This window comes from Haloplanus vescus (assembly GCF_900107665.1).
Lineage (GTDB): Archaea > Halobacteriota > Halobacteria > Halobacteriales > Haloferacaceae > Haloplanus > Haloplanus vescus.
Genome location: NZ_FNQT01000003.1, coordinates 237,308 through 263,396, shown reverse-complemented (window position 1 = coordinate 263,396; position 26,089 = coordinate 237,308). Strand labels below are relative to the sequence as shown.

Below are 26,089 nucleotides of genomic sequence, written 5' to 3'. Positions count from 1 at the left end.
GACGGCCGTCGACTGCCCGCTATGGTCTCCGATTCCACCCTCAACGCCCTCCTCGGTGCCGCCGTGACCGTCGTGCTCTCGTTCATCCCGTTCTCGCCCGTCTTCGGCGGTGTCGTCGCCGCGTATCTCGACGAGGCCGACCACGCCGAAGGTGCGCGCCTCGGCGCGATTTCGGGGTTGATTGCCTCCGTGCCGCTCGTGCTCATCGGCCTCCTCGCGTTCGTCGTCTTCGGCGTCTTCCTCGGCGTCGCAGACCCGGGGATGGCGTTCGGCGCCCTCGGGATACTCCTCCTCCTCCTCGTCGGCGGCGGGGTTACGCTCGCCTACACCGTCGGACTGAGCGCGCTCGGCGGGTATCTGGGGTCGTATCTGGTGGACGAAATCTGAGTTCGGTGGCAGGTACGAGGAGTTCGGCGAGCCTCGCTATCGTTCGGCCACGCCATTACGGACACGATAGAGTCCGATTCTCCGGCGATGTGCAACCTCGATAGTGACGAATGCAGTTCCTCCACCGAAACCTTTTGACTGTAAACGTTGTAAGGATTGACAGAGGAGTCGAGACGTATGTCCAACGCCAGCAAGCGAATTCCGGTCACGGAAGAACGGTGGAAAGAACTGAACGACCTCAAGGAGGCGGGCGAGACGTACGACGACTTGCTGGGGGAACTGATTCGAGAACACCAGCGCCGCCAACTCGCCGAGCGAGCGACGGAAGTCCGTGAAGCGGACACTGACGAACTGACATCGCTCGATGAGTTATGAGGTCCTCCTCGCGGAGGAAGCCCGTGAGTACGTCGCCGCGCTAGATGAGAAGAGCACCCGCATCGTGACGGACAACCTTCGGAACTTAGCGGACGATCCGTATCCGAGACCGGATTCGGGAGCCGGTGACAAAGAGAAGCTGGTGCTCGAGGGGGCGGAGCTCTATCGTCTGCATATCGGTCGGACCCACACCGCGTTCTACGACGTTCTCGAAGCGGACGAGGAAGTCCGTGTCATCGAAATCATGGACATCGACGAGGCGCACAAGCGCTACGGATTCGACTGATACGGTATCGTGGTTGGCCGAATAGGCACATGGGAGTCCTGCGAGGAGTTCGGCGGGCCTCGCTGACGCTCGGCCACGCCATTACGGGCACGATGGGATTTGAACCCACGACCGTCGGATGCCTTCCCCCACACGCGACCGCGCGGAGTTAGAAGTCCGACGCTCTATCCGGACTGAGCTACGTGCCCTCACCGGGGAGAACGGGGGACGGTCAAAAAACGGTTCGGAACGCCCATCAGCCATCGAAGCGGTACAGCGACGTGACGTAGGGCAGGCGGTCGAACATCGGAACCGCGAGCGGCAAGCCGACGATAGTAATAGCGAGGAAGCTCGCGACGTTCGCCCATATCCAGCCGAGCCACCAGCCGACGAGGACGAAGTAGAGGGCCCGGAGCGCGAGCGAACGCTGGCCCGTCGAATCCTCGTGGGCGTCAAGCGAGCGGGGTTCTTTCAGCGTCAGGACGGTGGGGATGAGATTTATGAGTTTGATGCCGATGGGGGCGCCGACGACGGTCGCACAGAGGAACCACGCGGCGTTGACGACGGCGGGCGTGGCCCACCAGCCGACGACGACGAACCAGAGGGCGCGCGTGAGGAGGGAGCGTTGTGCCATACGTTCCAGAGGGTGACAGCGGGCAAAAGGCTGGCGCGGCGGCGAAGGCAGAGTATAAGCCTGCGAAGCGGGTAGTCGTGTTCGATGAAGGTACTCGGAACCGTCGGGCTCCCCGGAAGCGGGAAGGGGGAGGCCGCGGCAGTCGCCCGCGAGGCCGGCGTCCCGGTCGTCACGATGGGCGACGTCATCCGCGAGGCGTGTCGCGACCGGGGGCTCGACCCAGCGGAACACCACGGGTCGGTCGCGACGGCGCTCCGCGAGGAGGAGGGCGAGACGGCCATCGCCGAGCGGTCGCTTCCGCTCATCGAGTCGTCGCTGGAGGAGGCGGAGACAGTGCTCGTCGACGGGTTGCGCTCGCCCGCCGAAATCGAACGCTTCGAGGACGCCTTCGGGGACGGGTTCGTCCTCGTGAGCATCGAGGCGCCGTTCGAGACGCGCGCGGAGCGGTTGGCCGACCGCGGCCGCGACGACACGGACCTCAACCGCGAGGCGTTGCGGGCGCGCGAGGAGCGCGAACTCGGGTTCGGCATGGGCGAGGTGATGGACCGAGCGGACGTGACGGTACAGAACACGGCGTCGCTCGAATCGTTCCGCGAGCGGATTCGCGAGTTGCTGGAGGACGACTTATGATCTATCAGATCGACGTGCGGGTGGTCGCACCCGTCCGAGATACGGAAGTGACGGACCGAGTGGTAGACGCAGTTCGGAACCTGTTCCCGAACGCGGAGACGGAACAGGAACCGGGGCGAATCGTCGCCGAGGCGCATTCGATGGACGACTTCGCCGAGCGACTGCACGAACAGGAGATTCTCGACACCGCGCGCCGCCAGTTCCTCGGCAGCGCCGACGAGGACGGCTTCTCGTTCGCACTCAAAAAGCAGGCGGCGTTCGAGGGCGTCGTCAACTTCGCGGTGGGCAATCCGGACGAACTCGGCGACATCGAGGTGCAGGTGACCGTCCACGACCCCGACGTGGAGACAGTCATCGACCACGTCGCGCCGCCGACGGAAGAGGGCAAGCCGATTCAGCCCGACGAGTAACTTTTCTCGCTCGGCGGTGACGGTCGGCTATGGAGTTCACCGTCTCGACCGACACGCGCCTCGAAGCCGTCGACATCACCGACCGCGTCGAGTCGGCAGTAGCGGCGCGGGAGCGAAATGCACCGACAGCGACGGTCTTCGTCGAACACACCACCGCGGGCGTCGTCGTCAACGAAGCCGAACCGCGCCTGCTGGACGACGTGGAAACGTTCCTCTCGGAGTTGGTCCCCGACGAGGGGTGGCGCCACGACGAGCTGGACGGGAACGCCGATTCCCACCTCCGGACACTCGTCCTCGGCGCCTCGGAGACGGTTCCGGTCGACGACGGGGAGGTGGCGCTCGGGCGGTGGCAGTCGATGCTGCTGGTCGAGTGCGACGGGCCGCGGGAGCGGACGGTCCGAGTCGTCTAGACGAACACGAGGACGGCGAGATAGAGGAGGACGACGCCGAGAACGTCGCAGGTGTTGGTGACGACGGGAATCACCACGTCGTCGGGGTCGAGTTCGAACCGGTAGGCGGCGTAGGTGGCGACGACGGTGACGAGGACGGCGAGGACGGCCAGCGAGAGCCCACTCGATATCGAGACGGCGAGGACCGTCCACGGCGAGAGTTCGGTCGACCCCGTGAGCGCGGTCAGGCCCCACGCCCCCAGTCCGACGACGGGGAAGATGGAGGCCGCGAGCGCAACGGTGGCGACGGCGTTGCCGGCGAGCGATTCGTCGGCCGGGGAAAACGAGAGCGTCCCGAGGTGGAAGGCCGTCGAGAGGCGCGCGGCGAGGACGCTCCCGAGGTTGCCCGCCGTGCCGATGGTGACGGGGACGAGGACGAGCAGGGAGGGGTAGCGAAGCAGCGTTGTCTCGAACCGGCCGAGGACGAGCCCGCTCCCGATTTCGACCAATGTGAGCACGAGGAGGACGGGGAGCATGGCCCGCGAGATGGCGCGGACGGTCCACGCGGTGCTCACTCACCCACCCCCCGCGACGAGCGCGACGGTTCGGACCGCGATTAGGAGAAAGAGGATACCGAAGACGTCGCCCGTCGTCGTGACGAGGGGGCCGACGAGCGTGTCGGGGTTGTGGCCGCGGCGGTAGCCAGCGAAGACGACGGTGACGACGACGGCGACGAGGGTCACGCCGGAGAGCAGACCCGCAATGAGGGCGATGCCGAGCATTCGGGGGAGGCTCGCGACGGGGTTGCCGAGCGTCGTGAGGATGACGACGACGGCGGCGGCGGCGAACAGCGACGTGACGATACCGTTGGCCAGGGCCGCCGCCACCGCCGCCCGGAGGCGCCGGTCACCGGCGGCGACGCGTGGCTCTATCAACCCCTGATGGAGCCCGGTCGCCAAGCGTGCCCCGAGCGACCCGTAGACGTTCCCGCGGGTCGCGAGGAGGGCCGGGACGAGAACGAGGAGTCCGGGGACCGAGCGAAGGTCGGCGCGCATCCCGCCGAGGACGACGCCGGCGAGAAGGCCGCCGACGAGGCTGGCGCCGAGTGCCGGGAGCGCCTCGCGATAGGCCTCGACGGCAACCTCGCGGACGGTCATCGTTGGGAGGGACGTAGCCCTGCATGAAAAGTATCGGGCTATCCGGTGTGGGGAGCGTTATCCGAACGGACCCATCCCGCCCATGCCGCCCATGCCGCCGCCACCGCCGCCGTCGCCTTGCTGCATCTTCTTCATCATGCGCTGCATGTCGCCGTCGCCCATCCCCTGGAACTGTTTGATGGTCCGCTCCATCATCTTGTGCTGTTCGAGGAGTTCGCGGATGGACTCCTCGTCGACGCCGGCGCCGCGGGCGATGCGCTCGACGCGCTCTTGGCCGATGGTTCGGGGGTTCTCCAGTTCGTCCTCGGTCATCGAGTCCATGGCGACGTCGAAGGTTCGCATCCGGTCCTGAGTCACGTCCATCGCGTCGTCGGGCAACTGGTCCATCAGCCCGCCGCCCATGCCGGGAATCATGTCCATCACCTGGTCGAGCGGCCCCATGTTGTTCATCGCCTCCATCTGCTTTTGCATGTCCTTCAGGGTGAACGACCCCTCCATGATGTCTTGGGGCTCCCAGTCGTCCTCCTCGTCGCCCGTCTCGGCCATCGCGCGCTCGACGCGCTCGGAGAGCTGTTTGAGGTCGCCCATCCCGAGCAGTCGGGAGATGAAGCCGTTGGGCTCGAAGCGCTCGATGTCCTGTACCGTCTCACCGGTCCCGAGGAAGGCGATAGAGGAATTCGTCTCGTTGACGGCGGTCAGCGCACCGCCACCTTTCGCTGTCCCGTCGAGTTTCGTGATGACGACGCCGTCGATGCCGATGGAGTCGTCGAACTGCTGGGCTTGGTCTTTGGCGCCCTGTCCGATGGCGGCGTCGAGGACGAGCAAGGAGCGGTCGGGGTCGACCGTCGAATCTATCTCCTCGATTTCGTCGATGAGGTCGTCTTCGAGGGCGTGTCGACCCGCCGTGTCGACGATGTGAACGTCGGCGTCTGAAGTCGCTTCCAACCCTTCACGGGCAATCTCGACCGGGTCGTCCGAGTCGGGGTCGCCGTAGAACTCCACCTCGGCACGGTCGGACATCTGCTCGGCCTGTTCGTACGCGCCGGGGCGGAAGGTGTCGGTCTGGATGACCGCGGGACGGAGTCCCTTCTTCGAGAACCACCACGCCATCTTCGCCGCGGAGGTGGTCTTCCCCGACCCCTGGAGGCCGGCGAGGAGGATGGTCTGCGGTTCGAGCGGAATCTCCGTCGAGTCGCCGATGAGGTCGACCAGTTCTTCGTAGACGATTTTGAGGACGTGGTCGCGGGCGCTGGTGCCACCCGGTGGTTCCTCTTCGAGCGCTCGCGTCTCGATGGCGTCCGAGAGCTCCATCACGAGGTCGACGTCGACGTCCGCCTGGAGCAAGGAGCGCTGAATCTCCTTGACGACCTCCTCGACGTCGTCCTCGTCGAGACGGGACTTCCCCTGAAGTTTGGAGAGAGTGCCGCGCAGGGAACTCCCCAGATTGTCGAGTACCATTACCATTCGCTACGCGCTGGCGCCGGTAAAGGCTTTGTTCACCGGGAGAGCCGGGGACGCCTATAAGTCGGTCGGGGGCCAACGCGAGTCGATGCAGCGGCGTCACTACCTCCGCACGCTGGGTGCGCTGACGGCCGGGAGCGGCCTCGCCGGCTGTGCGGATTCGGCGACCGAGACGACATCGACGGGCGAGCGGAGCGAGACGCCGCCGGCCACCGCGACTGCGACGGCCACCACCACGTCGACGCCCCAACCGACGTCGCGAACTCTCGACCCCTATCGCTCGTGGCTCGTCGCGCCGACGCCCGTGACGCCGCACACCTACGAGTTCACGCACCTCTCGCTGGCCGCGGTCCGGCGCGACGCCACGCCGTCGTTCGCCGAATCGCTGGACACCTACTGGCGCCAGCGAAGCGAGGCGTACTTCGGGGTCCCCATCCCCGTCGACGCCCTCGACGCCGTCCTCACGGTGAACCACGCCGGCGACCCCGACGAGTCCTATCGCGTCGCTGGCGGGTCGTTCGACCCCGACGCCCTTCGGAGTGCGCTCGCCGAGGCGGGCTTTACCGCCACCGGCTTCGTCGACGACGTGCAGCGATTCACGCGGACCGAGGACGGCGTGCGGCGCGTCGTCGGCCTCCATCCAGACGTCTTCCTCACTATCGGCGCCCCCGACGCCACGACCGACCCACTCGCGACGGCGCTCGACCAGCAGGCGGCGGGCGAAGTCCACACGGCCGATGATTCGGGGCTCGCCGCACTGGTCGACTACTTCGGGACGGCGGACTACGCGACGGGGTACGAACTCGAACCCGCAGAGGACACGTATCCGCTCAGTAACGCCGTCGCGACGGGGCGGCGCCTCGATATCGAGGGCGACACGACGTGGACCGAACGGGTGTACGTCCTCCCGCCGGACGCGACTATCGACCGGGCCGCCGTCGAGGACAAAATCGAGACGCGACACGCCGGCCAGCCCATCGAGGAGTTCCGACGCGAGGGTCGAATCGTCGCCGTCGGCGGCGAAGTGGAGAGCTCGCTGGTTCGGCTGGTGTAGCCGGAAAACCCTTAGTCGTACTCGTCCAGAGAGAGTGTATGTCCTCCAGACGTGACGTCATCGGTGGTCTCGGACTCGCCTTCGTGACCGGACTGGCCGGCTGTAGCGCCCTCAACTCCCCGGATCCGACCGTCGTCGACACCGAAGTCGACGGCGGCATCGACTCCCTGTTCGGTGACACCGACATCTACGTCGTCGTCCAGAACGACGGCGGCGCCGGCGACGTGGACGTGACGCTCGAGCTCCTCGACAGCGAGGGGACGGTGCTCCTCGACGAGACACAGACCGTCGAGTTCGACGCCGACGAGCGAAAGCGCGTGACCTTCTCCGTCGACGTGCCGGAAGACGCCGAAGAGATGAACGCGACGGCGACGGCGGCGTAGGGGGCTCGGGCGGATTCGAACCACGCCGACTTCGGTCGCGATGCTCTCTCGTCGTCTACTTCGAATCGCTCTCACGTCACAAAATCCGAGTGGGCTCGGGCGGATTCGAACCACGGTCACTCCGCTCGCTCACGCTCGCTTCGTTCCCTGATTCGAACCGCCCTCGGGACGACAACCCGTTCGCTGTCGCTCACGGGTTGTAGTGGGCTCGGGCGGATTCGAACCACCGGTCTCGGCCTTGTAAAGGCCGCGTCATAACCAACTAGACCACGAGCCCTCGTCGCACCGTCGGTCCCGGGGCCGAATAACGGTTTCTGTCTCTCGCCGCGAAACCCTTACCGTCGCGCGTCCGATTCGTGCAGTATGCGCCGCACGACTCGACTCGCCCTCGTCTGCTGTCTCGTCGTCGGCCTCGCTGGCTGTGCCGGTGTCGGGTCGACGCCCACCGCGACCGACACGCAGGCGCCCGTGACCGCCGACGCGACGACGACGGCGACCCCCACCGCGACGCCCGAACCGGTCGCCACGCCCGGCAGCGACTACGACACTGCGACAGTCACCATCAGCGCCGAGAACGGGACGCAGGTGGCGACGGTGGAGGCGTGGGTGGCGGACGACTTCGGCAAACGCTACACCGGCCTGAGCGAGACGGAAGCCCTCGAACCGGGCCAGGGGATGCTGTTCGTCCACGGGCAGGAGGGGAATCACGCCTACGTGATGCGGAACATGGACTTCCCGCTCGACATGGTCTTTATCGCCGAGAACGGCACTATCACGACGATTCATCACGCGCCGCTGGAATCCGACGACGACGACCTGACCCAGTATTCGGGGCGCTCGAAGTACGTCCTCGAAGTGCCGTACGGATACACCAACGAGACGGGCGTCGAAGTCGGCGACCGGGTCGACATCGATCGATGACGGGGCTCGACGCGTTGGCCGACCAGGAGGGCTGGCACGTCGAGGGATTCGCGGCCCGCGTCCACTACAAGGGCGAGGGCGACCGCTACGCCGTCGAATACTACGAGCCGAGCGACTGCGTGCTCTACTGGAAGGTGAAAGGCGACGGCGAGACGGCGGTGCCGGTGGGGCGGGACACGGTCCCCGACCCACTCCGCGAGCGAGTGCGAATCGACCTCGACGCGGCGGGCATCGACCCCGACGTCGAAGGGCGATCGCTGTAAATCCGTTCGAGAGGCCGCGAGCCGCCCAAAACCCCAAATACGCAGGGCGCCAACGGAGTGGTATGACATCGACACTCGGCCGCGTCGCGGTGGCGCTTCTCGTGACGCTCTCGTTCGCGGCTGGCGCGGCACCCGTGACCGCGCAATCCGAACAGCCGGCGTGGTCGGACGAGCTCTTCACCGACTTACAGGACATGCAGCCCCGATACAACGGGAACGTCACCGAGGCCAACATGAGCTTCGGCGAACGACAGGTGTTCAACCAAATCAGCGGCAACGTCGTCAACGTCTACTTCGTCGGGACGGACGTGGTCTTCTCCTTCTACATGCGCCCCGACGGCACGCTCACCGACCTCCGGCAGTCGGGCCGTGACGACGCCGACCTGAAGATGGAGATGACGCGTGACACGGCAGAGGGTCTAGTCAGCGCCGACAACCCGGTGCCTCGGTTCGTCAAGGCCGTCAACGACGGGCGCGTCGTCCAGAAGCAGGGTCCGCGCATCGTCCGCGGCATCGTCATCAACGGCGAAGACGGAAATCCGGTCAAGCAGGCGACGTGGGGGATAATCAACGTCGTCAACGGCCTCAGATAAGTAGCGATTTGTGACCGGGGCCCGTCGTGGACAGGCATGAGCGTCCAAGCCGAGTTCGACAGGTGGGCCGCGGCGGGGAAAGACAAGGGAATGGAGGAGCGCCACTGGCACACCGCCAAGGAAGCGCTCGCGCGGATGCCCGTCGAAGCCGGCGAGACGGTGCTCGATTTGGGCACCGGGTCGGGCTACGCGCTCCGCGCCCTCCGCGAGACGCGTGACGTAGGACGGAGCGTCGGCCTCGACGCGTCGACGGCGATGGTAGACAACGCCCGCAGTTACACCGACGACCCGACGCTGGAGTTCCTCGCCGGCGACTTCGAACACCTTCCCTTCGCGGCGGACAGCATCGACCACGCGTGGTCGATGGAGGCGTTCTACTACGCGCAGGACCCCGCAGCGGTGTTGTCGGAGCTCCGGCGCGTGCTCCGCCCGGGTGGGACCTTCTTCTGTGCGGTAAACTTCTTCGAGGAGAGCGTCCACACCCACGAGTGGCAGGACACGGTGGGCGTCGAGATGCAACTGTGGGACCGCCAGCAGTACCGCGAGTCCTTCCGCGAGGCAGGCTTTCACGTGGCCGAACAGGACACGATTCCGGACCGCGAAATCGACATTCCGCCCGCCGATGCCTTCCCGACCGAGGACTGGGAGTCCCGCGAAGCGATGGTCGACCGCTACCGGACGTGGGGGACGCTCCTGACGGTCGGCGTCGCTCCGTAGCGGGGGCTTTTGTCGGCGCCGACCCAACCGACTCGACGTGTCCGCTCGATCACGACTCGCGCTCGCCCGCCGCGTCGTCCGCGAGGTGCAGGCACGCGACGTCACACTATTGGCTGCCAGTATCGCGTACTATGCGTTCGTCTCCCTGCTCCCGCTACTCGTCCTGACGACTGTCGTCGCCACCGCGGTCGGCGGCGCCGAACTCCGGGCCGCGGTGCTGGACCTCGCCGGGCAGTATCTCCTGCCGGTGGGACAGGGGGTCGTCGGTGAGGCCCTCTCGAACACGACCGGCCGGGGTGGCCTGACGGTCGTCGGCGTCGCGCTCCTACTCTGGAGTTCGCTCAAGCTCTTCCGCGGCATCGATACTGCGTTCGCGCGCGTCTACGGCTCCGAGTCCCGGGGGCTCCTCGGGAGCCTCCGAATCGGCGTGACCGTCCTCGGCGCCGTCGGCGCGGGCGCGCTCGGCGGCATCGCACTCGTCGGCGCCCTCACCCTGTTTCGGACGCCAGTCGCGGCGCTCGTGCCCCTGCTCCTGTTCTGTGTCCTCGTCGTCGCCCTGCTGCCGGTGTACTACCTGACGCCGTCGACCGCGCTGTCACTCAGGAAGGCGCTTCCGGGCGCGATTTTCTGTGCTGTCGGGTGGACGGGCCTCGGGACGGGGTTCGCCCTCTACGCGGCCGTCGCGACGACGAGCGGGCGGTTCGCGCTCTACGGCGTCCTCGGCGCCATCCTTCTGCTCGTGACGTGGTTCTATCTCGCGGGGCTGGTCATGCTCGTCGGCGCGACGCTCAACGCCGTCCTCGCGGAGGCGACGGTGGCTCGGAATCGGCAGGTACAACACTCGCCAGACCGAGACCAGCAGACGACGGCAATGACCGGCGACGACACGCGAGACGACGCAGAGCCCTCCCCCGCCCCGGACATCGAGGACCTCGAAGACCGGCTGGACGAGGTCCGCGCCGACCTCGACGAGTTCGAGAGCGACGTCGACGCGCGGACGGTCGACCGCTCCGACCTCGAAGCGGAGCTGAAGGCGTACGTTCGCAACCGGATGCGCCGCGGCCACGCTCGGGGTTGGGGCCCCTATCTCGTGCTCCTCTACGGGACGGCCATGACGCTGGGAGCCTTTTACCTCCTCAACAGCGACCTGCTCGCCGTCGTCGCCATGATAATCATCTTCCTCTCGACGCTCGGGCTGTACGTCCTCTTCGTCCTGTTCGGACTGGGGCTCTCGGCGCTCGGGTCGCCCGTCCGGCTCGTCCGCCGCTTCCGTCGCTAACGGAACGCGGAGTATTTACTCCTCGGCGCGTATGTCTCGCGCATGAGACACGTCGTCGCCGCGGCCGCCGACCGCGGCATCGGCGAAACGAGCGTCGTCGAGACGGCGCCGGACGCGCTCGTCGACCTGTTCGGCGCGCTCACCTACCTCGGCGACCCCGTTGGACTGTTGGTACTCGTCACCGCCGGCTACCTGCTGGCGGACCACCTCGACATCGGGACGCCGCGCATGGCCGCCGCCATCGCCATCGCACTCGGCGGCTTCGCGCTGACGCTCGCGCTCAAACACGCCTTCACGCTCCCCCGGCCGCCGGGCGCAGGCACCGACGGCTACGGCTTCCCGAGCGGCCACGCCATCGGCGCGACAGTCGTCTACGGCGGCCTCGTCGGCCTGCTCTCGCCGCGTCGAATCAGGTCGCGACACTACTGGGGCGCTGCAGGGGTCATCGCACTCGTCGCCGCGTCGCGAGTCGTCATCGGCGTCCACTACCTCGTAGACGTATTCGTCGGCGTCGGCGTCGGCGTCGCGTACCTCGCCGTCGCCACCCGCGTCGGTCCCGGCTGGACCCCGGACCGCGTGACATCCGTCGCGGTCCAGCGGACGTTCGCGCTCGCAGTCGGCGTCGGACTGGTGGCGCTGAGCATCGACGTGGTGCTGGATACGGTCATCGCCGTCGCCGCCGCGGCGGGTGGGTGGCTCGGCTGGCGACTCGCCGGTGACCGCGCCCTCGAAGCGACCGGGTCGACACGACGACTCGTCGCCTCGCTGGCCTTCCTCCCCGTCGTCGCGATTACGGCTGGGACCGTCGTCGAGGGGGGCGTCTCGCTCCCCGTGGCGGCGGCGCTGGCAGGGGGCGTCGTCGCGCTGATTCTCGCGTTGCCGGGGCTACCGCTCTGGAGCGAACGCTCGGCGGCCTGAGTCGCGTCGCGAAAAAAGGTCGGAGACGGGGCGTTAGAACTTCTCGAGGTAGCGGTCGAGTTCCCAGTCGGAGACTTCGACGATGTACTCGCCGAACTCCTGGGACTTGGCCTCGATGAACTTCTCGGAGACGTGTTCGCCCATGGCGCTTTTGATACGCTCGTCGTCCTCGAAGGCCTCGACGGCCTCGCCGAGGTTGGACGGGAGCGTCGTGATGCCGTACTCGTCGCGCTTCTCGGCGTCGAACTCGTAGATGTTCTCGCGGACCGGGTCGGGGCAGTCGAGGTCGTTCTCGATGCCGTCGAGACCGGCGTGAATCATGGCCGCGAAGGCGAGGTAAGGGTTACACGACGGGTCCGGCGAACGCAGTTCGATGCGCGACGCGGCGGGCACGCGGGCCGCGGGCTTGCGGACGAGCGCCGAGCGGTTGCGGTCGGACCAGGCGACGTAGACGGGAGCCTCGTAGCCCGGCACCAGGCGCTTGTAGCTGTTGACGGTCGGGTTGGCGATGGCCGTGATGGCCGGGGCGTGTTCGAGGACACCGGCGAGGTAGCTCTTGGCCGTGTCGCTGAGGTTGAACTCGTCGTCCTCGTCGTGGAACGCGTTCTCGCCGTCCTCGGTGAACAGCGACATGTGGGTGTGCATCCCCGAGCCGTTGATTCGCGCGATGGGCTTGGGCATGAACGTCGCGTGCAGGTCGTGTTCCGCCGCGATGGCGCGAACGACCGCACGGAAGGTGGCGACGTTGTCGGCCGTCGTCAGCGCGTCGTCGTACGTGAAGTTAATCTCGTGCTGACCCTCGGCGACCTCGTGGTGGCTGGCCTCGATGTCGAAGCCCATGCTCTCCAGGCCGTAGATGATGTCACGGCGCACGTCGGACGCGAGGTCTTTCGGTGCGAGGTCGAAGTAGCCGCCAACGTCGTTCGTGACGGTCGTCGCGCGACCGTCCTCGTCTTCCTCGAACAGGAAGAACTCCGGTTCGGGGGCCATGTTGACCTGATAGCCCATATCGTTGGCGCGCTCGATGGCGCTTTTGAGGACACCACGCGGGTCGCCCGAGAACGGCTCGCCGGTGGACGTGTCGATCACGTCACAGATGAGCCGAGCGGTCGCGCCCTCGTCGTCGTCGCGCCACGGCAGAACAGCGAACGTCTCGGGGTCGGGGTCGAGACGCATGTCGGACTCCTGAATGCGGACGAAGCCGTCGATGGAGGAACCGTCGAAGTAGATGCCCTCGGTGAACGCCTTCTCCGCCTGCGACGCCGGCACCGAGACGTTCTTGACCGTCCCGAGAATGTCGGTGAACTGCATCCGGAGGAAGTCGACGTTTTCTTCCTCGATTTCGTCGATTACTTCCTGTTCTGTCTCCGTCAGACCGCCGTCAGTCGCCATATTTTCGTCCGTCATGTTCTGGACAGGGTTAATCTATACTCCTAGTATTAAGCCCTTTTTGTTGAGTGCAATTTACTCGACGCTCGCAACGGAATTGGATATTCGTAAACTTCTATACCCCCCGAACCGTGTGTGACTACCATGACGTACGAAAATCTCGACGCCAAGCTGATTAACGCACTCCTCGGCGACGGTCGAGCGAGCCTTCGAAGCCTGGCCGAAGAACTCGACGTGTCCGTCACCACCGTCTCGAATCACCTCCGTGACCTGGAGGACGAGGGCGTCATCGAAGGGTACACGCCGCGTGTCAACTACGACGCCCTCGGCTACGACGTGACGGCCATCCTCCAGTTGAAGGTGGAGGGGAGTGCCCTGCCCTCGGTCACCGAGAGCCTGCGCGAGCAGAAACAGATGATTAGTGTCTACGAGGTCACGGGCGACTACGACGTCATCGCCATCGGCAAGTTCCTCGATACCGACGGCATGAACCAGCAGATCAAGACGCTGCTGACCGACGCCGACATCCGCGAGTCCAACACGAGCGTCGTCCTCAACGCCGCCGTCGAGAACAAGCAGTTCAACCTCGACGTCGACGAAGAGGAGTAACTACCGTCGCCCCGCGAGCACCCGGGGCGAGCTATTCAACGACTGCCGAGTGGCGACGCTAGAACCCGTCCTCGAACACGAAGGTCCACGTCCCACTTTTTCCCGCATTGCTACGCTCGCGGCAAAAAACTGGACCAAAAACCCTAGAACCCGTCTTCGAACACGAAGGTGCCGTCGCGCTGGACGACTTCACCGTCGACTTCGATGACCGACTCCTCGGACATGTCGACGATCATGTCGACGTGTTCGGCGCTCTCGTTGCGCTCGTTCCCCTCACCGACGGTGTCGGCGTAGGCGTTCCCGACCGCCATGTGGACGGTGTCGCCCATCTTCTCGTCGAACAGCATGTTGTACGTGAACTGGTCGATAGAGCGGTTCATCCCGATGCCGAGTTCGCCGAGGTAGCGGGCGCCCTCGTCAGTCTCCAAAATTCCGGTGAGCACGTCCTCGTTGCGCTCGGCGCTGTGACCGACGACCTTGCCGTCTTCGAAGCGGAGCCGTGCGTCCTCGATTTCCTTGCCCTTCCGGTAGAGCGGCAGGTCGAAGTGGACGTACCCCTCGACGGACTCCTTGACCGGCGCGGTGAACACCTCGCCGCCGGGCAGGTTGTGTTCGCCGTAGTCGTTGAGCGTCGGGTTGCCCGCGACGGACATGGTGATGTCCGTCTCGTCGCCACTCTTGATGCGCACCTCGTCGGCGCCGTCGAGGATGTCGACCATCTGGGCCTGATGCTCACGCTGGGCGTCCCAGTCGAGGGTGACAGCGTCCCAGACGAACTCCTCGTAGGCCTCGGTGCTCATCCCGGCGAGTTGGGCGTGGCCGGACGAGGGGTACTGCGTGAGACACCACCGCTTCTCCAGTCGCTCGTCGAGGACGGGCCGCATCGCCCGGCGGTAGGCGGCGTTGGTGTCCGGGGACACGTCGCTCTGCTCGGAGACGTTCGCGCCGCCGCGGGCGATGACGAACGCGTCCGCTTCCTCGAAGAGGGCAAGCTGGTGACTCGGCGTCTCGAAATCGTCCGCGTCGCTCGCGCGGAGATACGCCCGCGCGGCGCGCTCGGAGTTGTTCATGAAGACGGGGTTGGCGCCCCGCTCGCCGAGCGCTTCGTGGAGCGCGACGGCGAGGTCCTCCGCCTCCGCCGGCATGGTGACGACGACGTTGTCGCCGGCCTCGATTCGCGTCGAGTGGTCGACGATGGTCTCTGCGTGCGTGCGAATGCGCGGGTCCATGTGACCGCCTTCCGGCGCGGGCGGCAAAGCCTTTCGGAGTGGAACTTGCCGTTCAGAGTTCCGGTTCGATGTAGACGAACGACACGCGTTCGTCGTGGGCGCGGAGTTTCTCGTCGATGCGCGCGATGTCGTCGTCGATGCCCCCGGTGTCGAGGTCGGCGGCGAAGCTCACGTCGGCGGTGACGAGGATGTCGGTCGGGCCGACGAACATCGTCCGGAAGCGGTCGACGTGTTCGACGCCGGGGTGGTCGGCGATGATGGACTCGAACTCGGCTTCGCGGCCAGCGGGTACGCTCTCGCCGAGGAGGAGGCGCTTGTTCTCCCACGCCAGCGCGAGCGCGAAGAACATGAGGAGGACGCCGATGACCGCCGCGGAGACGGCGTCGTAGATGTGGTTCCCGGTCACGCGCGTGAGGACGATACCGACGAGGGCGACGACGGCACCCCCGAGGGCGATGGCGTCCTCGGTGAAGGCGGTGAGGGTCGTCACGTCGCTGGTGGTTCGGAAGGCTTCGACCAGCCCCGACCAGCCGTACTCGTTCATCTGCCGCCGGAGTTCGGCGTGCGCCTTCACGAACGCGTAGCTCTCGAAGGCGATGGCGCCGAGCAAGACGGCCACGCTGACGTAGACGGCGTCGAAGGTGTAGCCCGCAAACGTCACCATCCCCGGGGCGGCGGAGTGCCCGTGGAGGATGGCGTCGTAGCCGTGTTTCAGACTCTCCCAGCCCGCGATGCCGAACAGGAGGACGGAGACGAGGAAGCTGTAGAAGAACTGTGCCTTGCCGTAGCCGAAGGGGTGTTCGCGATTCGGCGACTTCCCGCTGTATCGGATGCCGACGAGCAAGAACACCTGATTGCCCGTATCGGAGATAGAGTGGTACGTCTCCGAGAGCATGGAGGGGCTTCCGGTGAGCAGGAAGGCGCCAAATTTCAGGACGGCGATAGCGCCGTTCGCGATGAGTGCGGCCAGAACGACCGACTTACTGCCAGCCATGGGACATCCCTCGAACGGCCCCCGATTCAAGCTTCCGCCTGCTGACCGTAACCGAGTTGGTCGTGGCCGGTCACGGACCCACATGCTCACCGTCTGCGCCGACACGCACGGCAGCGACAGCGCGGAACTCACCGGACGCACGCGCGAGGCCGTCGAAGCCGCTGACCTCGTTCTCCACGCCGGCGACTTCACGACGGGCGCGGTGCTCGACGAGTTCCGCGACCGAGCGGAGCGACTGGTCGCCGTCCACGGCAACGCCGACACCGCCGCGGTGCAGGAGCGTCTCCCATCCGCGGCGACGACCACCTACGCCGGCGTCCAGATAGCGATGACCCACACCGAACCCGGCGGGACGACGGCGCTCTCGCTGTTCGGCCGCCAGCGAGGGGCGTCACTCGTCGTCACCGGTCACACGCACCGGCCGACGGTCGACACGCCCGCGAACGGCCCGACGCTTCTCAATCCGGGGAGCCACGCCGAGCCACGGGGGCATCGCGCCGCCCACGCCGAACTGTGGGCGCCGGGCCACGACGACGTCCCCGCGGACCTGCGCGCGGACGACGCCGCCCTCGTCGGGACGCTCCGCTCGCCGGAGGGCGAGCGACTCGGAGAGATTCGAGTGCCGGGCGAGGACTGAGCGAAAAGGGGAGGACCGAAGGGGGGGAGGGAGGGCCGAAGCGAGGGGGAGAGGGCCGAAGGGAGGGGGAGAGGGCCGAAGCGAGGTCGGGGGGACCACGCACTTCGACGTACGGCCGTCGGTATAATAGGGGCAGCGTAAACTCAAAACGGCGTTGTAGTTTCGGAGACCGTCCGGTGGCGAAACGGCTTTGTGGGGGCCGGAACACGTCTCTCTCATGCAGGCACCGCTGCTCCAGGGTTCGCTCTTCGACGACCCCGTCTTCATCGGACTGGTGGTGCTGATGCTGTTGCTCGTCTTCGGCGGCTACCTGCTCATCCGACGGACCCTGCTCTCGCTCCGAGAGGGGTTCGACGACGGCTACCGCTGACTCCCCCGACACGGCTTAGTACCCCCCTCACACAGGAACGCACACTCGATGGTTGCAACCGGAACTCTGTTGACGTTCGTCGTCGCCGCACTCGCGAGTCTCTTCATGGCGTGGGCCATCGGCGCCGGGTCGTCCGGGTCGACGCCCTTCGCCGCCGCCGTGGGCGCGAACGCAATCTCCGTCATGCGCGCGGGGTTTATCGTCGGTCTCCTCGGGTTCACCGGCGCCGTCCTACAGGGGGCGAACGTCACCGAAGCGGTCGGGACGGAGTTGATCGGCGGCGTGTCGCTGACGGCGACAGCGGCCATCGTCGGTCTTCTCACCGCCGCCATCCTCGTCGCCATCGGCGTGTTCACCGGCTATCCCATCGCGACGGCGTTCACCGTCACCGGCGCCGTCGTCGGCGTGGGCCTCGCCCTCGGCGGCGACCCCGCGTGGGCGAAGTACCGACAGATTACGACGCTGTGGGTGCTCGCGCCGTTCGTCGGCGGCGGCATCGCGTACGGCACCGCGCGCCTCCTCCGGTCGCCCGCCGTCTCCGAACGGTACGCCATCTCGTTACTCGGCGGACTCGTCGGCGCCCTCGTCGCCACTATCGAGTTCGCGTTGCTCGGGCCGGCCGGCGAGGCGGCGTCGATTTCGGCCGCCATCGGCGCGGCGCTGTCGGTGGGAGCTCTCCCCGTCGCGTTCGCCTGTGCCCTCGTCGTGACGGCGCTTCTCTTCCGCGGACTGACCACGCATCCCGAAGCCACCCAGCGCCGGTTTCTCCTCTCGCTGGGGGGTCTCGTCGCGTTCTCCGCCGGCGGGAGTCAGGTGGGGTTGGCTATCGGCCCGCTCGTCCCCCTGCTCGACGAGGTGGCGGTTCCGCTGCCGGCGGTGCTCGCCGGGGGCGGGTTCGGCCTCCTGCTGGGTTCGTGGACCGGAGCGCCGCGGATGATTAAAGCGCTCGCACAGGACTACTCCTCGCTCGGCCCGCGGCGGTCGATTGCGGCGCTCATCCCGGCGTTCGCCATCGCACAAGTCGCCGTCGCCTTCGGCATCCCCGTCTCCTTCAACGAAATCGTCGTCTCGACGATTATCGGGTCGGGCTACGCGGCCGGTGGCGGTGGCGTCAGCCGACGGAAGATGGTCTACACCGTGCTGGCGTGGATTGGGTCGCTCGTCTTGGCGCTCGTGCTCAGCTACGGTGCGTTCACCGCCATCGAGGTGCTGCGCTAACTCTCGGCTTCCGCCTCGGTCTCTGACTCGTCTTCCTCGTCGTCGTGGATGGTGAGGCGGGCTTTCATGATGCGGGTGTTGTCCACCTGCTCGATGCGGATGGTGATGCCGTCGAAGTCTATTTCCTCGCCCTCCTCGACGAGTCGCCCGGCACGGTTGAAGATGAAGCCAGCGAGTGTCTCGAACTCCTCGCCCTCGGGCAAGTCGAGCTCCAGCATCTCGTTGACCTCGTCGATGTTGACCTCGCCGCGAACGATGACCACGTCGTCGTCGAGGAACTCGAACGGCTCTTCCTCGTCACCTTCGAGGATGTCGCCGACGATTTCCTCGACCATGTCTTCGAGCGTAATCAGCCCCTCCGTCGTCCCGAACTCGTCGATGACGATGACCATCCGCATCCGGTTGTCCTGAATCTCCTCCAGCAGTTCGTCGACGTTCTTCGATTCGGGGACGTGGAGCGTGGGCTGGACCACGTCCGTCAGGTCGCTCCGCCCCTCGCCGTAGTCCTTCTCTCGGATGAGGTCACGGAGCGTGACGATGCCGATGATGTTGTCGAGATTCCCCTCGTAGACGGGGATGCGCTCGTGGTCGCTCTGGATGCAGGTTTCGATGGCCTCGTCGAGGGCGGCGTCTTTCGGCACCGCCGTCATGTCGAGTCGCGGCGTCATAATCTCCTTGGCGATGGTGCGGTTGAACCGGAAGATGCGCTGGAGCATCTCGCGTTCCTCCTCTTCGATGACGCCCTCGCGCTCCCCGGTCTGGATCATGTTCTGAATCTCGTCGCGGGTGACGTACGTCGACTCGATGGCGGAGCGCCCGCCCGTCACGCGGTTGATGACGCGCGTGAGGTAGTCGAAGACGACGACCAACGGGAGCAAGGCGAGTTCGGAGTACTTGAGCGGGCGAGCGATGCGGAGCGCCCACGATTCGGTGTGCTCGACGGCGTAGGATTTGGGGGCACTCTCGCCGAACAGGAGGACGAGCGTCGTGACGCCGAAGGTGGCGGCGAGGACGGCCTGCCCCTGCGAGAGGTAGATGGCGAACAGCCCCGTGGCGATGGAGGACATCGCGATGTTGACGATGTTGTTGCCGACGAGAATCGTGATGAGCAGGCGATGCGGATCGGATTTGAGCTCTTGGACCAACCGAGCGCCGGGAATCCCCTCCTCGACGAGGGAGTCGACGCGGTGGCGAGCCAGCGAGAACATCGCAATCTCCGACGAGGAGAAAAACGCCGAGAGCGCGATGAGAAAGAGGATAGCCACCGAGCCGGCAATCGTGACTGTCGTATCCGTCAGCGTCACGATATCGGCAAGCTGTGCCGGGGCGACGATTCCGGCGGCGCTCGCTAGCGGCGACAAACCCATGGAAGTACAGACCGTAGTCGCGGCCCCGAATTAAGCGTTGCCCTCATAGGTACCGTCTCACCCGAGCGAAGGGCTTACGCGGACGCCGACCCAACTGTGGCGCATGTCAGACAGCGACCCGCCGATCACCCTGTATCGACTGCAGGCGTGTCCGTACTGCGAGCGCGTCGTTCGGACGCTCCAGGACCTCGGCCTCGACTACACCTCGCGGTTCGTCGAGCCGATGCACTCCGAGCGGGACGTGGTCAAGCGAGTTGCTGGGTCGCGGCCCGTCCCCGCCATCGTCGACGAGCGAACCGGCGTGACGATGTCGGAGTCGGCGAACGTCGTGGAGTACTTGGAGAAGACGTACGGTGACGGACTCGTCGACGGGGGGTCGGCCTGATGGTCGATTTCGACGTCGTTCCCCTGCCCGACGCCGACCACGTCGCCGAAGGCGAGCAAGCCCCCGACTTCACGCGCCCACTCGTCAACGACGAGTTCTGGGAGGACGCCTCGCTCTCCGACCTCACGGACGAGGGCCCCGTCTGCCTCGTGTTCTACCCCATGGACGGCGCCTTCCCCGCGACGTACATCTGGAACGAACTCCGTGACCGCGAGTGGGACGACCACCTCACCGTCGTCGGCGTCTCCATCTCGACGCCCTACGCCCACAAGCAACTCGTCGAGGAGCGAGAGATGCCCTACGACCTCTTCGCCGACCCCTCGAACGAAGTGGCCGAGGCCTACGGTGTCGCCCACGACCTCGACGGGATGGCTGGCGTCTCGGAGCCACGGCCGGCTGTCTTCCTGCTCGACGAGGACCGGACCGTCCAGCACGCGTGGGTGGCCGAGGAGTGGCCGGACTTCCCGCCGTACGACGACCTCGAAGCCGAGATTCGGGCGCTCGCAGAGTAATGGGCCTCGACGAAGCCGCGGCGGCCGTCCGCGACGGTGACGCCGCCGTCTACCCCACCGAGACGGTGTACGGCCTCGGCGCCGACGCCACCGACGCCGACGCCGTGGCGGGAGTGTTCGACCTGAAGGGACGGCCTCGGGACAAGCCGCTCTCGCTCGGCGTACCGAGCGTCGACGCCGCACTCGAATACACCCGGCCGACGGAGCGCGAAGCGGCGTTCATGCGCCGCTTCCTCCCCGGTCCCGTGACCGTCGTGGTCGAGCGCCGCGAGACGCTCCCAGACAACCTCACGGCGGGTCGGGAGCGCGTCGGCGTGCGCATCCCCGACCACGAGACGGCGCTCGCCCTCCTCGAACGCACGCCACCGCTGACGGCGACGAGCGCCAACCGCTCGGGAGCGCCGAGTGTCACCCGCGTGTCGGACCTCGATTCGCGCGTCCGCGAGGGCGCCGGCGCCGTCGTCGACGGCGGCGAGACGCCCGGAACCGAGAGCACCGTCGTCGACCCCGGCAAGGGCGTGATTCACCGGCGGGGCGCGATGGCCGACGACATCGAGGCGTGGCTACAGGCCGAGCAGTGACTTGAGCGACCGGGTCCGAACGCCACACTCCTCGCGGTACTCGCAGGCGTCGCACTTGGCCTCGTCGTCGATTCGCGGCGGGGGCCCGTCGATATCCCGGACCGACCGGACCGTCCGCCGATACGCCGCCCGCGTGCGCGTCGTCAGGTCGACCCGCCGAACGACTCCGTGAGTCGGATACTCGACGAGCGCGGCCGGAATCTCCCGTTCGCGTTCCCACGCCAGCGCCTTCGCCATCGCCACCGCGCGAACGCGTTGCGGGCGCCAGACACCTCGTGCCGGTGGCCGGCCGGGCGAGACGAACGTCGGCACCGGCGGGTCGCCTGCCAAAATCTTGTGCGCGCGGCCGCGACACTCCCGGCCCGTCAAGGTGACGCGCGTCGCTTCCGGGTCGACGAGTCCGTCCCAGTCGTCGCGGGCGGCGAGTGAGTCGAGCGCTGACCGATACGCCGACGGCGAGGGCGCTATCGGTTCAGTAGCGAGGTCGGCGTCGCTCGCCTCGCGCAACGAAGCGTAGCGAAAGGCGAGGCGCTGTCGGTCCCGGGCGTCCGGTGGCGGACCCCCCTCGTCGTCTCGCTGGGCGTAGTAGTGCTGTCGCAGGCAGTACGCCGCCCGAGCGAGGCCGCTGAACGTGAGCACGGGGGCGGTGGGCGCGGGATGGTATTTGAAGCGCTGGGTGGCCTCGGCTGATTCGAACCTCGGCGGTCCGCTGGCTGTACGCTCTGCGTGTAGACGAGAAACCGACAGGAACCCGGCTTTGTCGTGACTCTCCGAATCGTCAACAGAACCGTCTCACGGAACGAGCGGTGGCTTACAGGTCGTAGCCGTGTCGCCGGAGTGCCTCCGCCAGGTCGCTGTCCGGCGCCGCGTCGAACTCGACCATCGACGACTCCGGTCGCGTCGTCGTGTACAGTTCGGAGTCGATGTTGTCCGGGATTTCGTTCGTGTGGGACTCGTCCACGACTGCAACCGAGATTTTTGGGCCCGAAGGCGCGTCGTCTGATTCACTCATTACCCGACTGTACGGGCGAGCGACGTTTGGCTTTTGGCATTCATTGCGCGTCGTGAGGGAAGTGCTTGAGGCACTTTGCCGGCGTTCGTGCCACCGGATTCGAACCTCGGCCGTTTCGCTCACTTCGTTCGCTCCACTCCCTGAGTCGAATCCTGCTCTGCGGTCTTTTTCCCCACGTTTTTGCGAGGGAGCACGAGGAACCGGAGGTTCCTCGGGCAGCCGGTGCTTCGCGCCGGCGACGAAGCGACCGAGGAAAAGTGGGATGGGCCCTGCCGGATTCGAACCAGCGATCACCCGGTGTCCCATGCCCGCGGACGTGCCGCAGGCAGTATGAGCCGGGGGCTTTAACCAGACTAAGCTAAGGGCCCTCCTGCGCGTATCGACACTCGGACGCCTTGAACGTGCCGGACTCGCTCGTCGGTATCAAAAGGTTGAGGGTGTCCATCGACGTAGTTCACGACAACTGGATGGTCGACGGGACGAATCGCACTCTCGCGACGTCTGCCGTCGACGCCCACCACTCATGACAGACGCCTCCGTATCCAACGCCGTTCTCGTCACTATCGACTCGCTCCGGGCCGACGCCATCGGCCCGTACACCGACGAGTACGAGACACCGACGCTCTCGGCCATCGCCGACCGCGGCACCGTCTTCGAGAACGCCTTCGCACACGGGAACTGGACGCCGATGTCGTTCCCGTCGATTCTCGCCTCGCGCCCCGTGTTCGCCGACACCGGCCGCATCGGCGTCGACGGGGCGACGACACTTGCCGAGCAGTTACAGGATGCCGGCGTCGCCACCGCCGGCTACAACGCCGCGAACGGCTTCCTCACCGAGCAGTGGGGGTACGACGACGGCTTCGGCGACTTCGACGCGTTCGTCGGCGGCGGCAGCGACGGCCCCGCCGGCGAGTTCGTCGCCGCGCACCCGACGTGGGGGGCGTGGATTCAACTGCTCACGTCGCCGTTCCGCCGGGCCGGTAACTTCCTCCGAGGGGGCGCGGACGACCGGCCGTTCACCGACGCCTCGCGGATGCTCGACGCCGAAGAGGCGGCCACCTCCTTCGTCGCCGACACCGACGAGCCGTTCTTCCTCTGGATACATTACATGGACGTCCACACGCCCTACGTCCCGGCGCCGCGGTATCTCCGCGACACCGACCGCCGCGTCGGCAAGACGCGGATGCTGGTCGCGCACGTCCGAACGGGACTGGGGTGGTCCGTCGGCGACCGAACGCTCGCGGACCTGCGGACGCTGTATCAGGGTGCCGTCCGCCAAGTCGACGCCAGCGTCGGGCGTCTGCTCAACGCCCTTGACGACGCGGGCGTCGCCGACGACACCGCACTCGTCGTCGCCGGCGACCACGGCGAGGAGTTCATGGACCACGGCCACCTCGCCCACTACCCGAAGCTCTACGACGAACTGGTTCGCGTCCCCCTCATAATCGACGTACCGGGGATGCCGTCGCGACGCGTCTCGGAACACGTCGGACTCGACGCCATCCCGCCGACAGTCTGTGACTTGCTCGGCGTCGACCCCGCTGAGGAGTGGGTGGGCGAGAGCCTGCGCCCGACGCTCCGCGACGGGACCGCACCGACGGACCGCCCGGTCGTGACCGTCACCGTCCGTGGCGACGACGTGACCCAACAGCCGATTCCGCGGTCGTTGGACGAGGGCGACCTGGTGGTGAGCGCCCGCGACGATGACTGGACGTACATCCGGAACACGGTGACGGGCGAGGAAGAGCTGTACGACCGCCACGCCGACCCGGAGCAACGAACGGACCGCTCGGCGGCCGACGACCCGGAGACGGAGACGGCCCGCGACCGACTGCGTGGCGTCGTCGACGACCACGTCGCTGTGCTCGACGCGGTGGACGCCGAGGAGGAGGCGGCCGGCGTCGACGGGGATATCGAAACCAGATTAAAGGCACTCGGCTACCGATAGCGTCCGGAATGTTCCGTCGATACCTGCGAGCGATGCTGGTCGGGCCGGAGGCGGTGCAGCTCCGCCGGTTTTTCCTCGTCGGACTGCTGGCCGCCGGCTTCCAGACCGGCCTCCTCGGGGCGCTCGTCGAGTGGGGGAACATCCAGTATCTTCTGGCGGCCATCTGTTCCATCGAGGTGACCATCCTCCTCCAGTACGGCGTCAACAATCGCTGGACGTTCAGCGCGGCCCGCCATCAGGGGTGGCGCGAGTACGGACGTGGCCTCCTGCGGACGAACCTCGTCCGCGGGTCGGCCATCCCAATCCAGTTGGGCATCCTGTTCGGCCTCGTCTCGCTCGCGACGGTCCCGTATCTGGTCGCCAACGGGGTCGGTATCGTCGTAAGCGGCGTCTATCGGTACGTCCTCGAATCGCGGTGGACGTGGAAGGACTGACGCGCGGTCTCTCAACGCCACTTACCAGTCCAGCCGACGTTGCAGGAGCGTCGCGCTCCCGAACAGCGACAGACCGAGCGCGAACAGGCAGACGATGGCCGCGTACGTCAGCGAGGGCTGGAAGTTTCGCATCCCCTGATTGACCAAGACGCCGAGGCCGCCGTTGGCGACGAACCACTCCGCGATAACGACGCCGGAGAGCCCGCTGACGAGCGAGAGTTTCACGCCCGCGAGGACGGTCGGAACGCCGTAGCGCAGCCTGACGGCGATACGCGCACGGCGTGGCGCAGCGACGGAGTCAAGCAGCGAGCGGTGCGTCTCGGGGAGTGTCGTCAACCCGCTCGCCGTCGCGACGGCGATGGGGAAGAAGGTTGCGAGCGCTATCAGCACCGTGGCGGCGCTGACGGAGATACCGAACCAGACCAGCAAGAGCGGCGCGGCGACGATGGTCGGCGTCACGCGCGTGCCGACGAGGAACGGGCCGGCTACGGGACGAGTCCGGGGGAAGAAAGCGACGAGCGCACCCACCGCGCCGCCGACAGCCGCCCCGAGCGCCCACCCGGCGGCGAGTTTGGAGAGCGAGCCGAGCGTCGCGCTGGCGAACAGTCCGGGCGCGGCGAGAAGCCGCGACGCCACCTCGGGCGGCGCGGGCAGGAAGGCGTCGGCGTTCGGGACGGTGAGCGTGCCGACGACCCAGAGGCCGGCGAGGAGACAGAGCGCGACGGCGCCGAAGCGGAGCCGTTCCGAGAGCGGGGCGTCGCCCCCGCCGGTCCGCGTGCCGAAGGCGCTCACGCCGTCGGCGTCGCTCCAGCGAAGCAGGCGTTCCGCGACCGAGACGAAGCCGAACAGCGTCAGGCCGACGCCGACGATGAGCGTGACGTGCGCGAACACGAGCGCCGTCTCCAGGTCGGCCGCGGCGCGCAACACGGCGTAGCCGAGGCCGCGCGACGCCGCGAGAAACTCCGCGAGCAACACGCCTTCGACCGCGAGCGGGGTGGCGATTTTCACGCCGGCGAAGACGCTCGGGAGTGCGTTCGGCAGTCGGACGTGTCGAATCCGGGCCCACGTCGACGCCTCCACCGACCGCAAGAGGTCGAGTTGGCTCGACGGGACGGAGAGCAGGCCGTCGAGCGACGCGACGGTCACGGGAAAGAAGGTGAGAATCGCGGCCATCAGCACGCGGGTGTAGAGCGTCGCCCCGAAGGCGACGATCAACAGCGGTGCGATGGCGACGAGGGGGACGATGCGGACGGAGAGCAAGAGCGGGTAGACGGCGAGGCGGAGTCGCCGCGACGCGGCCATGACGCCCGCGAACGCGACGCCCGCGCCGACGCCGACGAGCCACCCGAGACCGATTTCGAAGGTCGTGTAGACGAGGTGACCGGCGATGTCGGCGCGGTGCCCCTGAAGCGCGCCCGCAATCGCCGTCGGCGCGGGCAACAGGATGGTCGGGACGCCGGTGAGCACCGTCGCTACCTGCCAGCAGACGAGGGCGGCGGCGAGCGTGACGGCCGCGACGACGGGGCGGGCGAGGCCGTCGACGAACTGGCGCACGCGGCGGCGACCGG

34 protein-coding genes and 3 tRNA genes are annotated in these 26,089 nt (G+C 67.0%); 23 read left to right on the top strand and 14 right to left on the bottom strand.

Annotation, left to right across the window (positions count from 1 at the left end; translation table 11 throughout):
• Positions 1–21: 21 nt before the first annotated feature.
• The 3 genes from BLU18_RS11345 to BLU18_RS11335 all read left to right on the top strand — a co-directional run bounded on the left by BLU18_RS11345 (position 22) and on the right by BLU18_RS11335 (position 1,048).
• Positions 22–387 carry a DUF5518 domain-containing protein gene (locus tag BLU18_RS11345; RefSeq protein ID WP_092635124.1) on the top strand — a complete coding sequence of 122 codons (366 nt, stop codon included), beginning with the start codon at positions 22–24 and terminating at the stop codon, positions 385–387.
• A 177-nt stretch (positions 388–564) separates the two neighbouring features.
• Positions 565–762, top strand: a complete 198-nt coding sequence (locus BLU18_RS11340; protein ID WP_092635122.1) for a hypothetical protein — start codon at positions 565–567, stop codon at positions 760–762.
• On the top strand, positions 752–1,048 hold the full coding sequence (locus BLU18_RS11335; protein ID WP_092635120.1) for a type II toxin-antitoxin system RelE family toxin: 297 nt from the start codon (positions 752–754) through the stop codon (positions 1,046–1,048). Before BLU18_RS11340 ends, BLU18_RS11335 begins: the two co-directional genes overlap by 11 nt.
• An 84-nt stretch (positions 1,049–1,132) precedes the next feature.
• On the opposite strand, the gene BLU18_RS11330 is transcribed toward BLU18_RS11335, so the two are convergent.
• Together BLU18_RS11330 and BLU18_RS11325 are read right to left on the bottom strand one after the other, a co-directional pair.
• Positions 1,133–1,236 (bottom strand) — tRNA-Arg (locus tag BLU18_RS11330).
• Between the two features lie 47 nt (positions 1,237–1,283).
• On the bottom strand, positions 1,284–1,661 hold the full coding sequence (locus tag BLU18_RS11325) for a YccF domain-containing protein (protein ID WP_092635118.1): 378 nt from the start codon (positions 1,659–1,661) through the stop codon (positions 1,284–1,286).
• 84 nt (positions 1,662–1,745) lie between these two features.
• Here BLU18_RS11325 and BLU18_RS11320 point away from each other — a divergent pair, with 84 nt between their 5' ends.
• The 3 genes from BLU18_RS11320 to BLU18_RS11310 are packed head-to-tail and all read left to right on the top strand — an operon-like array spanning position 1,746 to position 3,111.
• Positions 1,746–2,291 carry an AAA family ATPase gene (locus BLU18_RS11320; protein ID WP_092635116.1) on the top strand — a complete coding sequence of 182 codons (546 nt, stop codon included), beginning with the start codon at positions 1,746–1,748 and terminating at the stop codon, positions 2,289–2,291.
• Complete coding sequence (locus tag BLU18_RS11315) at positions 2,288–2,701, top strand: RNA-binding domain-containing protein (protein ID WP_092635114.1); 414 nt, start codon at positions 2,288–2,290, stop codon at positions 2,699–2,701. The genes BLU18_RS11320 and BLU18_RS11315 overlap by 4 nt, the downstream gene beginning before the upstream one ends.
• A gap of 29 nt (positions 2,702–2,730) precedes the next feature.
• Positions 2,731–3,111 carry a secondary thiamine-phosphate synthase enzyme YjbQ gene (locus tag BLU18_RS11310; protein ID WP_092635112.1) on the top strand — a complete coding sequence of 127 codons (381 nt, stop codon included), beginning with the start codon at positions 2,731–2,733 and terminating at the stop codon, positions 3,109–3,111.
• Here BLU18_RS11310 and BLU18_RS11305 read toward each other — a convergent pair.
• From BLU18_RS11305 to BLU18_RS11295, 3 genes are read right to left on the bottom strand one after another with little or no spacing between them, the layout of a single operon-like run.
• Complete coding sequence (locus BLU18_RS11305) at positions 3,108–3,665, bottom strand: magnesium transporter (RefSeq protein ID WP_092635110.1); 558 nt, start codon at positions 3,663–3,665, stop codon at positions 3,108–3,110. The two genes, BLU18_RS11310 and BLU18_RS11305, sit on opposite strands and share 4 nt — an antisense overlap.
• Complete coding sequence (locus BLU18_RS11300) at positions 3,666–4,247, bottom strand: magnesium transporter (protein WP_092635107.1); 582 nt, start codon at positions 4,245–4,247, stop codon at positions 3,666–3,668.
• Positions 4,248–4,304: 57 nt separating this feature from the next.
• Positions 4,305–5,705 carry a signal recognition particle protein Srp54 gene (locus tag BLU18_RS11295; RefSeq protein ID WP_092635105.1) on the bottom strand — a complete coding sequence of 467 codons (1,401 nt, stop codon included), beginning with the start codon at positions 5,703–5,705 and terminating at the stop codon, positions 4,305–4,307.
• A 91-nt stretch (positions 5,706–5,796) separates the two neighbouring features.
• Between BLU18_RS11295 and BLU18_RS11290 the strand changes: the two genes are divergently transcribed.
• Positions 5,797–6,762 carry a hypothetical protein gene (locus BLU18_RS11290; protein WP_092635103.1) on the top strand — a complete coding sequence of 322 codons (966 nt, stop codon included), beginning with the start codon at positions 5,797–5,799 and terminating at the stop codon, positions 6,760–6,762.
• Between the two features lie 38 nt (positions 6,763–6,800).
• A complete protein-coding gene (locus BLU18_RS11285) occupies positions 6,801–7,145 on the top strand; it encodes a hypothetical protein (RefSeq protein WP_092635101.1) in 345 nt (114 codons plus the stop codon).
• Positions 7,146–7,348: 203 nt separating this feature from the next.
• Here the strand turns inward: BLU18_RS11285 and BLU18_RS11280 are convergent.
• A tRNA-Val gene (locus BLU18_RS11280) sits at positions 7,349–7,422 on the bottom strand.
• Positions 7,423–7,508: 86 nt separating this feature from the next.
• Here BLU18_RS11280 and BLU18_RS11275 point away from each other — a divergent pair.
• From BLU18_RS11275 to BLU18_RS11250, 6 genes are all read left to right on the top strand, one after another.
• Entirely contained in the window at positions 7,509–8,066 is a 558-nt protein-coding gene (locus tag BLU18_RS11275) for a DUF192 domain-containing protein (RefSeq protein ID WP_092635099.1), read from the top strand.
• Positions 8,063–8,329, top strand: coding sequence for a DUF7538 family protein (locus BLU18_RS11270; RefSeq protein ID WP_092635097.1), 267 nt, complete (start codon positions 8,063–8,065; stop codon positions 8,327–8,329). Before BLU18_RS11275 ends, BLU18_RS11270 begins: the two co-directional genes overlap by 4 nt.
• Positions 8,330–8,391: 62 nt before the next feature.
• A complete protein-coding gene (locus BLU18_RS11265) occupies positions 8,392–8,922 on the top strand; it encodes a hypothetical protein (protein WP_092635095.1) in 531 nt (176 codons plus the stop codon).
• Positions 8,923–8,958: 36 nt separating this feature from the next.
• Positions 8,959–9,639, top strand: a complete 681-nt coding sequence (locus tag BLU18_RS11260) for a class I SAM-dependent methyltransferase (protein ID WP_092635093.1) — start codon at positions 8,959–8,961, stop codon at positions 9,637–9,639.
• Between the two features lie 37 nt (positions 9,640–9,676).
• Entirely contained in the window at positions 9,677–10,918 is a 1,242-nt protein-coding gene (locus BLU18_RS11255; RefSeq protein WP_092635091.1) for a YihY/virulence factor BrkB family protein, read from the top strand.
• 42 nt (positions 10,919–10,960) lie between these two features.
• Entirely contained in the window at positions 10,961–11,836 is an 876-nt protein-coding gene (locus BLU18_RS11250) for a phosphatase PAP2 family protein (protein WP_092635089.1), read from the top strand.
• 33 nt (positions 11,837–11,869) lie between these two features.
• On the opposite strand, the gene glnA is transcribed toward BLU18_RS11250, so the two are convergent.
• Positions 11,870–13,243 carry a type I glutamate--ammonia ligase gene (glnA, locus tag BLU18_RS11245; protein ID WP_092635087.1) on the bottom strand — a complete coding sequence of 458 codons (1,374 nt, stop codon included), beginning with the start codon at positions 13,241–13,243 and terminating at the stop codon, positions 11,870–11,872.
• Between the two features lie 126 nt (positions 13,244–13,369).
• On the opposite strand from glnA, the gene lrp reads away from it, so the two are divergent.
• Positions 13,370–13,834 (top strand): HTH-type transcriptional regulator Lrp, encoded by a 465-nt coding sequence (lrp, locus tag BLU18_RS11240; RefSeq protein ID WP_092635085.1) that lies wholly within the window; start codon positions 13,370–13,372, stop codon positions 13,832–13,834.
• Between the two features lie 143 nt (positions 13,835–13,977).
• Here the strand turns inward: lrp and BLU18_RS11235 are convergent, their stop codons facing one another.
• Together BLU18_RS11235 and BLU18_RS11230 are read right to left on the bottom strand one after the other, a co-directional pair.
• Positions 13,978–15,063, bottom strand: coding sequence for an aminopeptidase (locus BLU18_RS11235; protein WP_092635083.1), 1,086 nt, complete (start codon positions 15,061–15,063; stop codon positions 13,978–13,980).
• Between the two features lie 52 nt (positions 15,064–15,115).
• Positions 15,116–16,057 (bottom strand): cation diffusion facilitator family transporter, encoded by a 942-nt coding sequence (locus tag BLU18_RS11230; RefSeq protein ID WP_092635081.1) that lies wholly within the window; start codon positions 16,055–16,057, stop codon positions 15,116–15,118.
• Positions 16,058–16,139: 82 nt separating this feature from the next.
• Here BLU18_RS11230 and BLU18_RS11225 point away from each other — a divergent pair, with 82 nt between their 5' ends.
• From BLU18_RS11225 to BLU18_RS11220, 3 genes are all read left to right on the top strand, one after another.
• Positions 16,140–16,694: a metallophosphoesterase gene (locus BLU18_RS11225; RefSeq protein ID WP_092635079.1), complete on the top strand. Its 555-nt coding sequence runs from the start codon at positions 16,140–16,142 to the stop codon at positions 16,692–16,694.
• A 217-nt stretch (positions 16,695–16,911) separates the two neighbouring features.
• Positions 16,912–17,064, top strand: a complete 153-nt coding sequence (locus BLU18_RS14930; RefSeq protein WP_176791233.1) for a DUF7859 family protein — start codon at positions 16,912–16,914, stop codon at positions 17,062–17,064.
• Between the two features lie 48 nt (positions 17,065–17,112).
• Entirely contained in the window at positions 17,113–18,282 is a 1,170-nt protein-coding gene (locus BLU18_RS11220; RefSeq protein WP_092635077.1) for an inorganic phosphate transporter, read from the top strand.
• On the opposite strand, the gene BLU18_RS11215 is transcribed toward BLU18_RS11220, so the two are convergent.
• Positions 18,279–19,649 carry a hemolysin family protein gene (locus BLU18_RS11215; protein WP_092635075.1) on the bottom strand — a complete coding sequence of 457 codons (1,371 nt, stop codon included), beginning with the start codon at positions 19,647–19,649 and terminating at the stop codon, positions 18,279–18,281. The two genes, BLU18_RS11220 and BLU18_RS11215, sit on opposite strands and share 4 nt — an antisense overlap.
• 103 nt (positions 19,650–19,752) lie before the next feature.
• Between BLU18_RS11215 and BLU18_RS11210 the strand changes: the two genes are divergently transcribed.
• Genes BLU18_RS11210 through BLU18_RS11200 form a run of 3 tightly spaced genes read left to right on the top strand, consistent with a single transcriptional unit; the run spans position 19,753 to position 21,127 of the window.
• Entirely contained in the window at positions 19,753–20,034 is a 282-nt protein-coding gene (locus BLU18_RS11210) for a glutathione S-transferase N-terminal domain-containing protein (protein WP_092635073.1), read from the top strand.
• Positions 20,034–20,546, top strand: a complete 513-nt coding sequence (locus tag BLU18_RS11205; protein ID WP_092635070.1) for a redoxin domain-containing protein — start codon at positions 20,034–20,036, stop codon at positions 20,544–20,546. Before BLU18_RS11210 ends, BLU18_RS11205 begins: the two co-directional genes overlap by 1 nt.
• A complete protein-coding gene (locus BLU18_RS11200) occupies positions 20,546–21,127 on the top strand; it encodes an L-threonylcarbamoyladenylate synthase (protein WP_092635068.1) in 582 nt (193 codons plus the stop codon). Before BLU18_RS11205 ends, BLU18_RS11200 begins: the two co-directional genes overlap by 1 nt.
• On the opposite strand, the gene BLU18_RS11195 is transcribed toward BLU18_RS11200, so the two are convergent.
• The 3 genes from BLU18_RS11195 to BLU18_RS11185 form a co-directional block, all read right to left on the bottom strand.
• Complete coding sequence (locus BLU18_RS11195) at positions 21,110–21,766, bottom strand: CRISPR-associated protein Cas4 (protein WP_092635066.1); 657 nt, start codon at positions 21,764–21,766, stop codon at positions 21,110–21,112. The two genes, BLU18_RS11200 and BLU18_RS11195, sit on opposite strands and share 18 nt — an antisense overlap.
• Before the next feature lie 172 nt (positions 21,767–21,938).
• Positions 21,939–22,139 (bottom strand): hypothetical protein, encoded by a 201-nt coding sequence (locus BLU18_RS11190; RefSeq protein WP_092635063.1) that lies wholly within the window; start codon positions 22,137–22,139, stop codon positions 21,939–21,941.
• Between the two features lie 263 nt (positions 22,140–22,402).
• Positions 22,403–22,507: transfer RNA gene (locus BLU18_RS11185), tRNA-Ile, on the bottom strand.
• 155 nt (positions 22,508–22,662) lie between these two features.
• Here BLU18_RS11185 and BLU18_RS11180 point away from each other — a divergent pair.
• Both BLU18_RS11180 and BLU18_RS11175 read left to right on the top strand, forming a co-directional pair.
• Positions 22,663–24,087, top strand: a complete 1,425-nt coding sequence (locus tag BLU18_RS11180; RefSeq protein ID WP_092635061.1) for a sulfatase — start codon at positions 22,663–22,665, stop codon at positions 24,085–24,087.
• 8 nt (positions 24,088–24,095) lie between these two features.
• Complete coding sequence (locus BLU18_RS11175) at positions 24,096–24,521, top strand: GtrA family protein (protein WP_092635059.1); 426 nt, start codon at positions 24,096–24,098, stop codon at positions 24,519–24,521.
• A gap of 21 nt (positions 24,522–24,542) precedes the next feature.
• Here BLU18_RS11175 and BLU18_RS11170 read toward each other — a convergent pair whose 3' ends face one another.
• The gene (locus BLU18_RS11170) at positions 24,543–26,075 is read right to left on the bottom strand and encodes an ABC transporter permease (protein ID WP_218124091.1); all 1,533 of its coding nucleotides are present in this window, start codon (positions 26,073–26,075) and stop codon (positions 24,543–24,545) included.
• Positions 26,076–26,089: the final 14 nt, after the last annotated feature.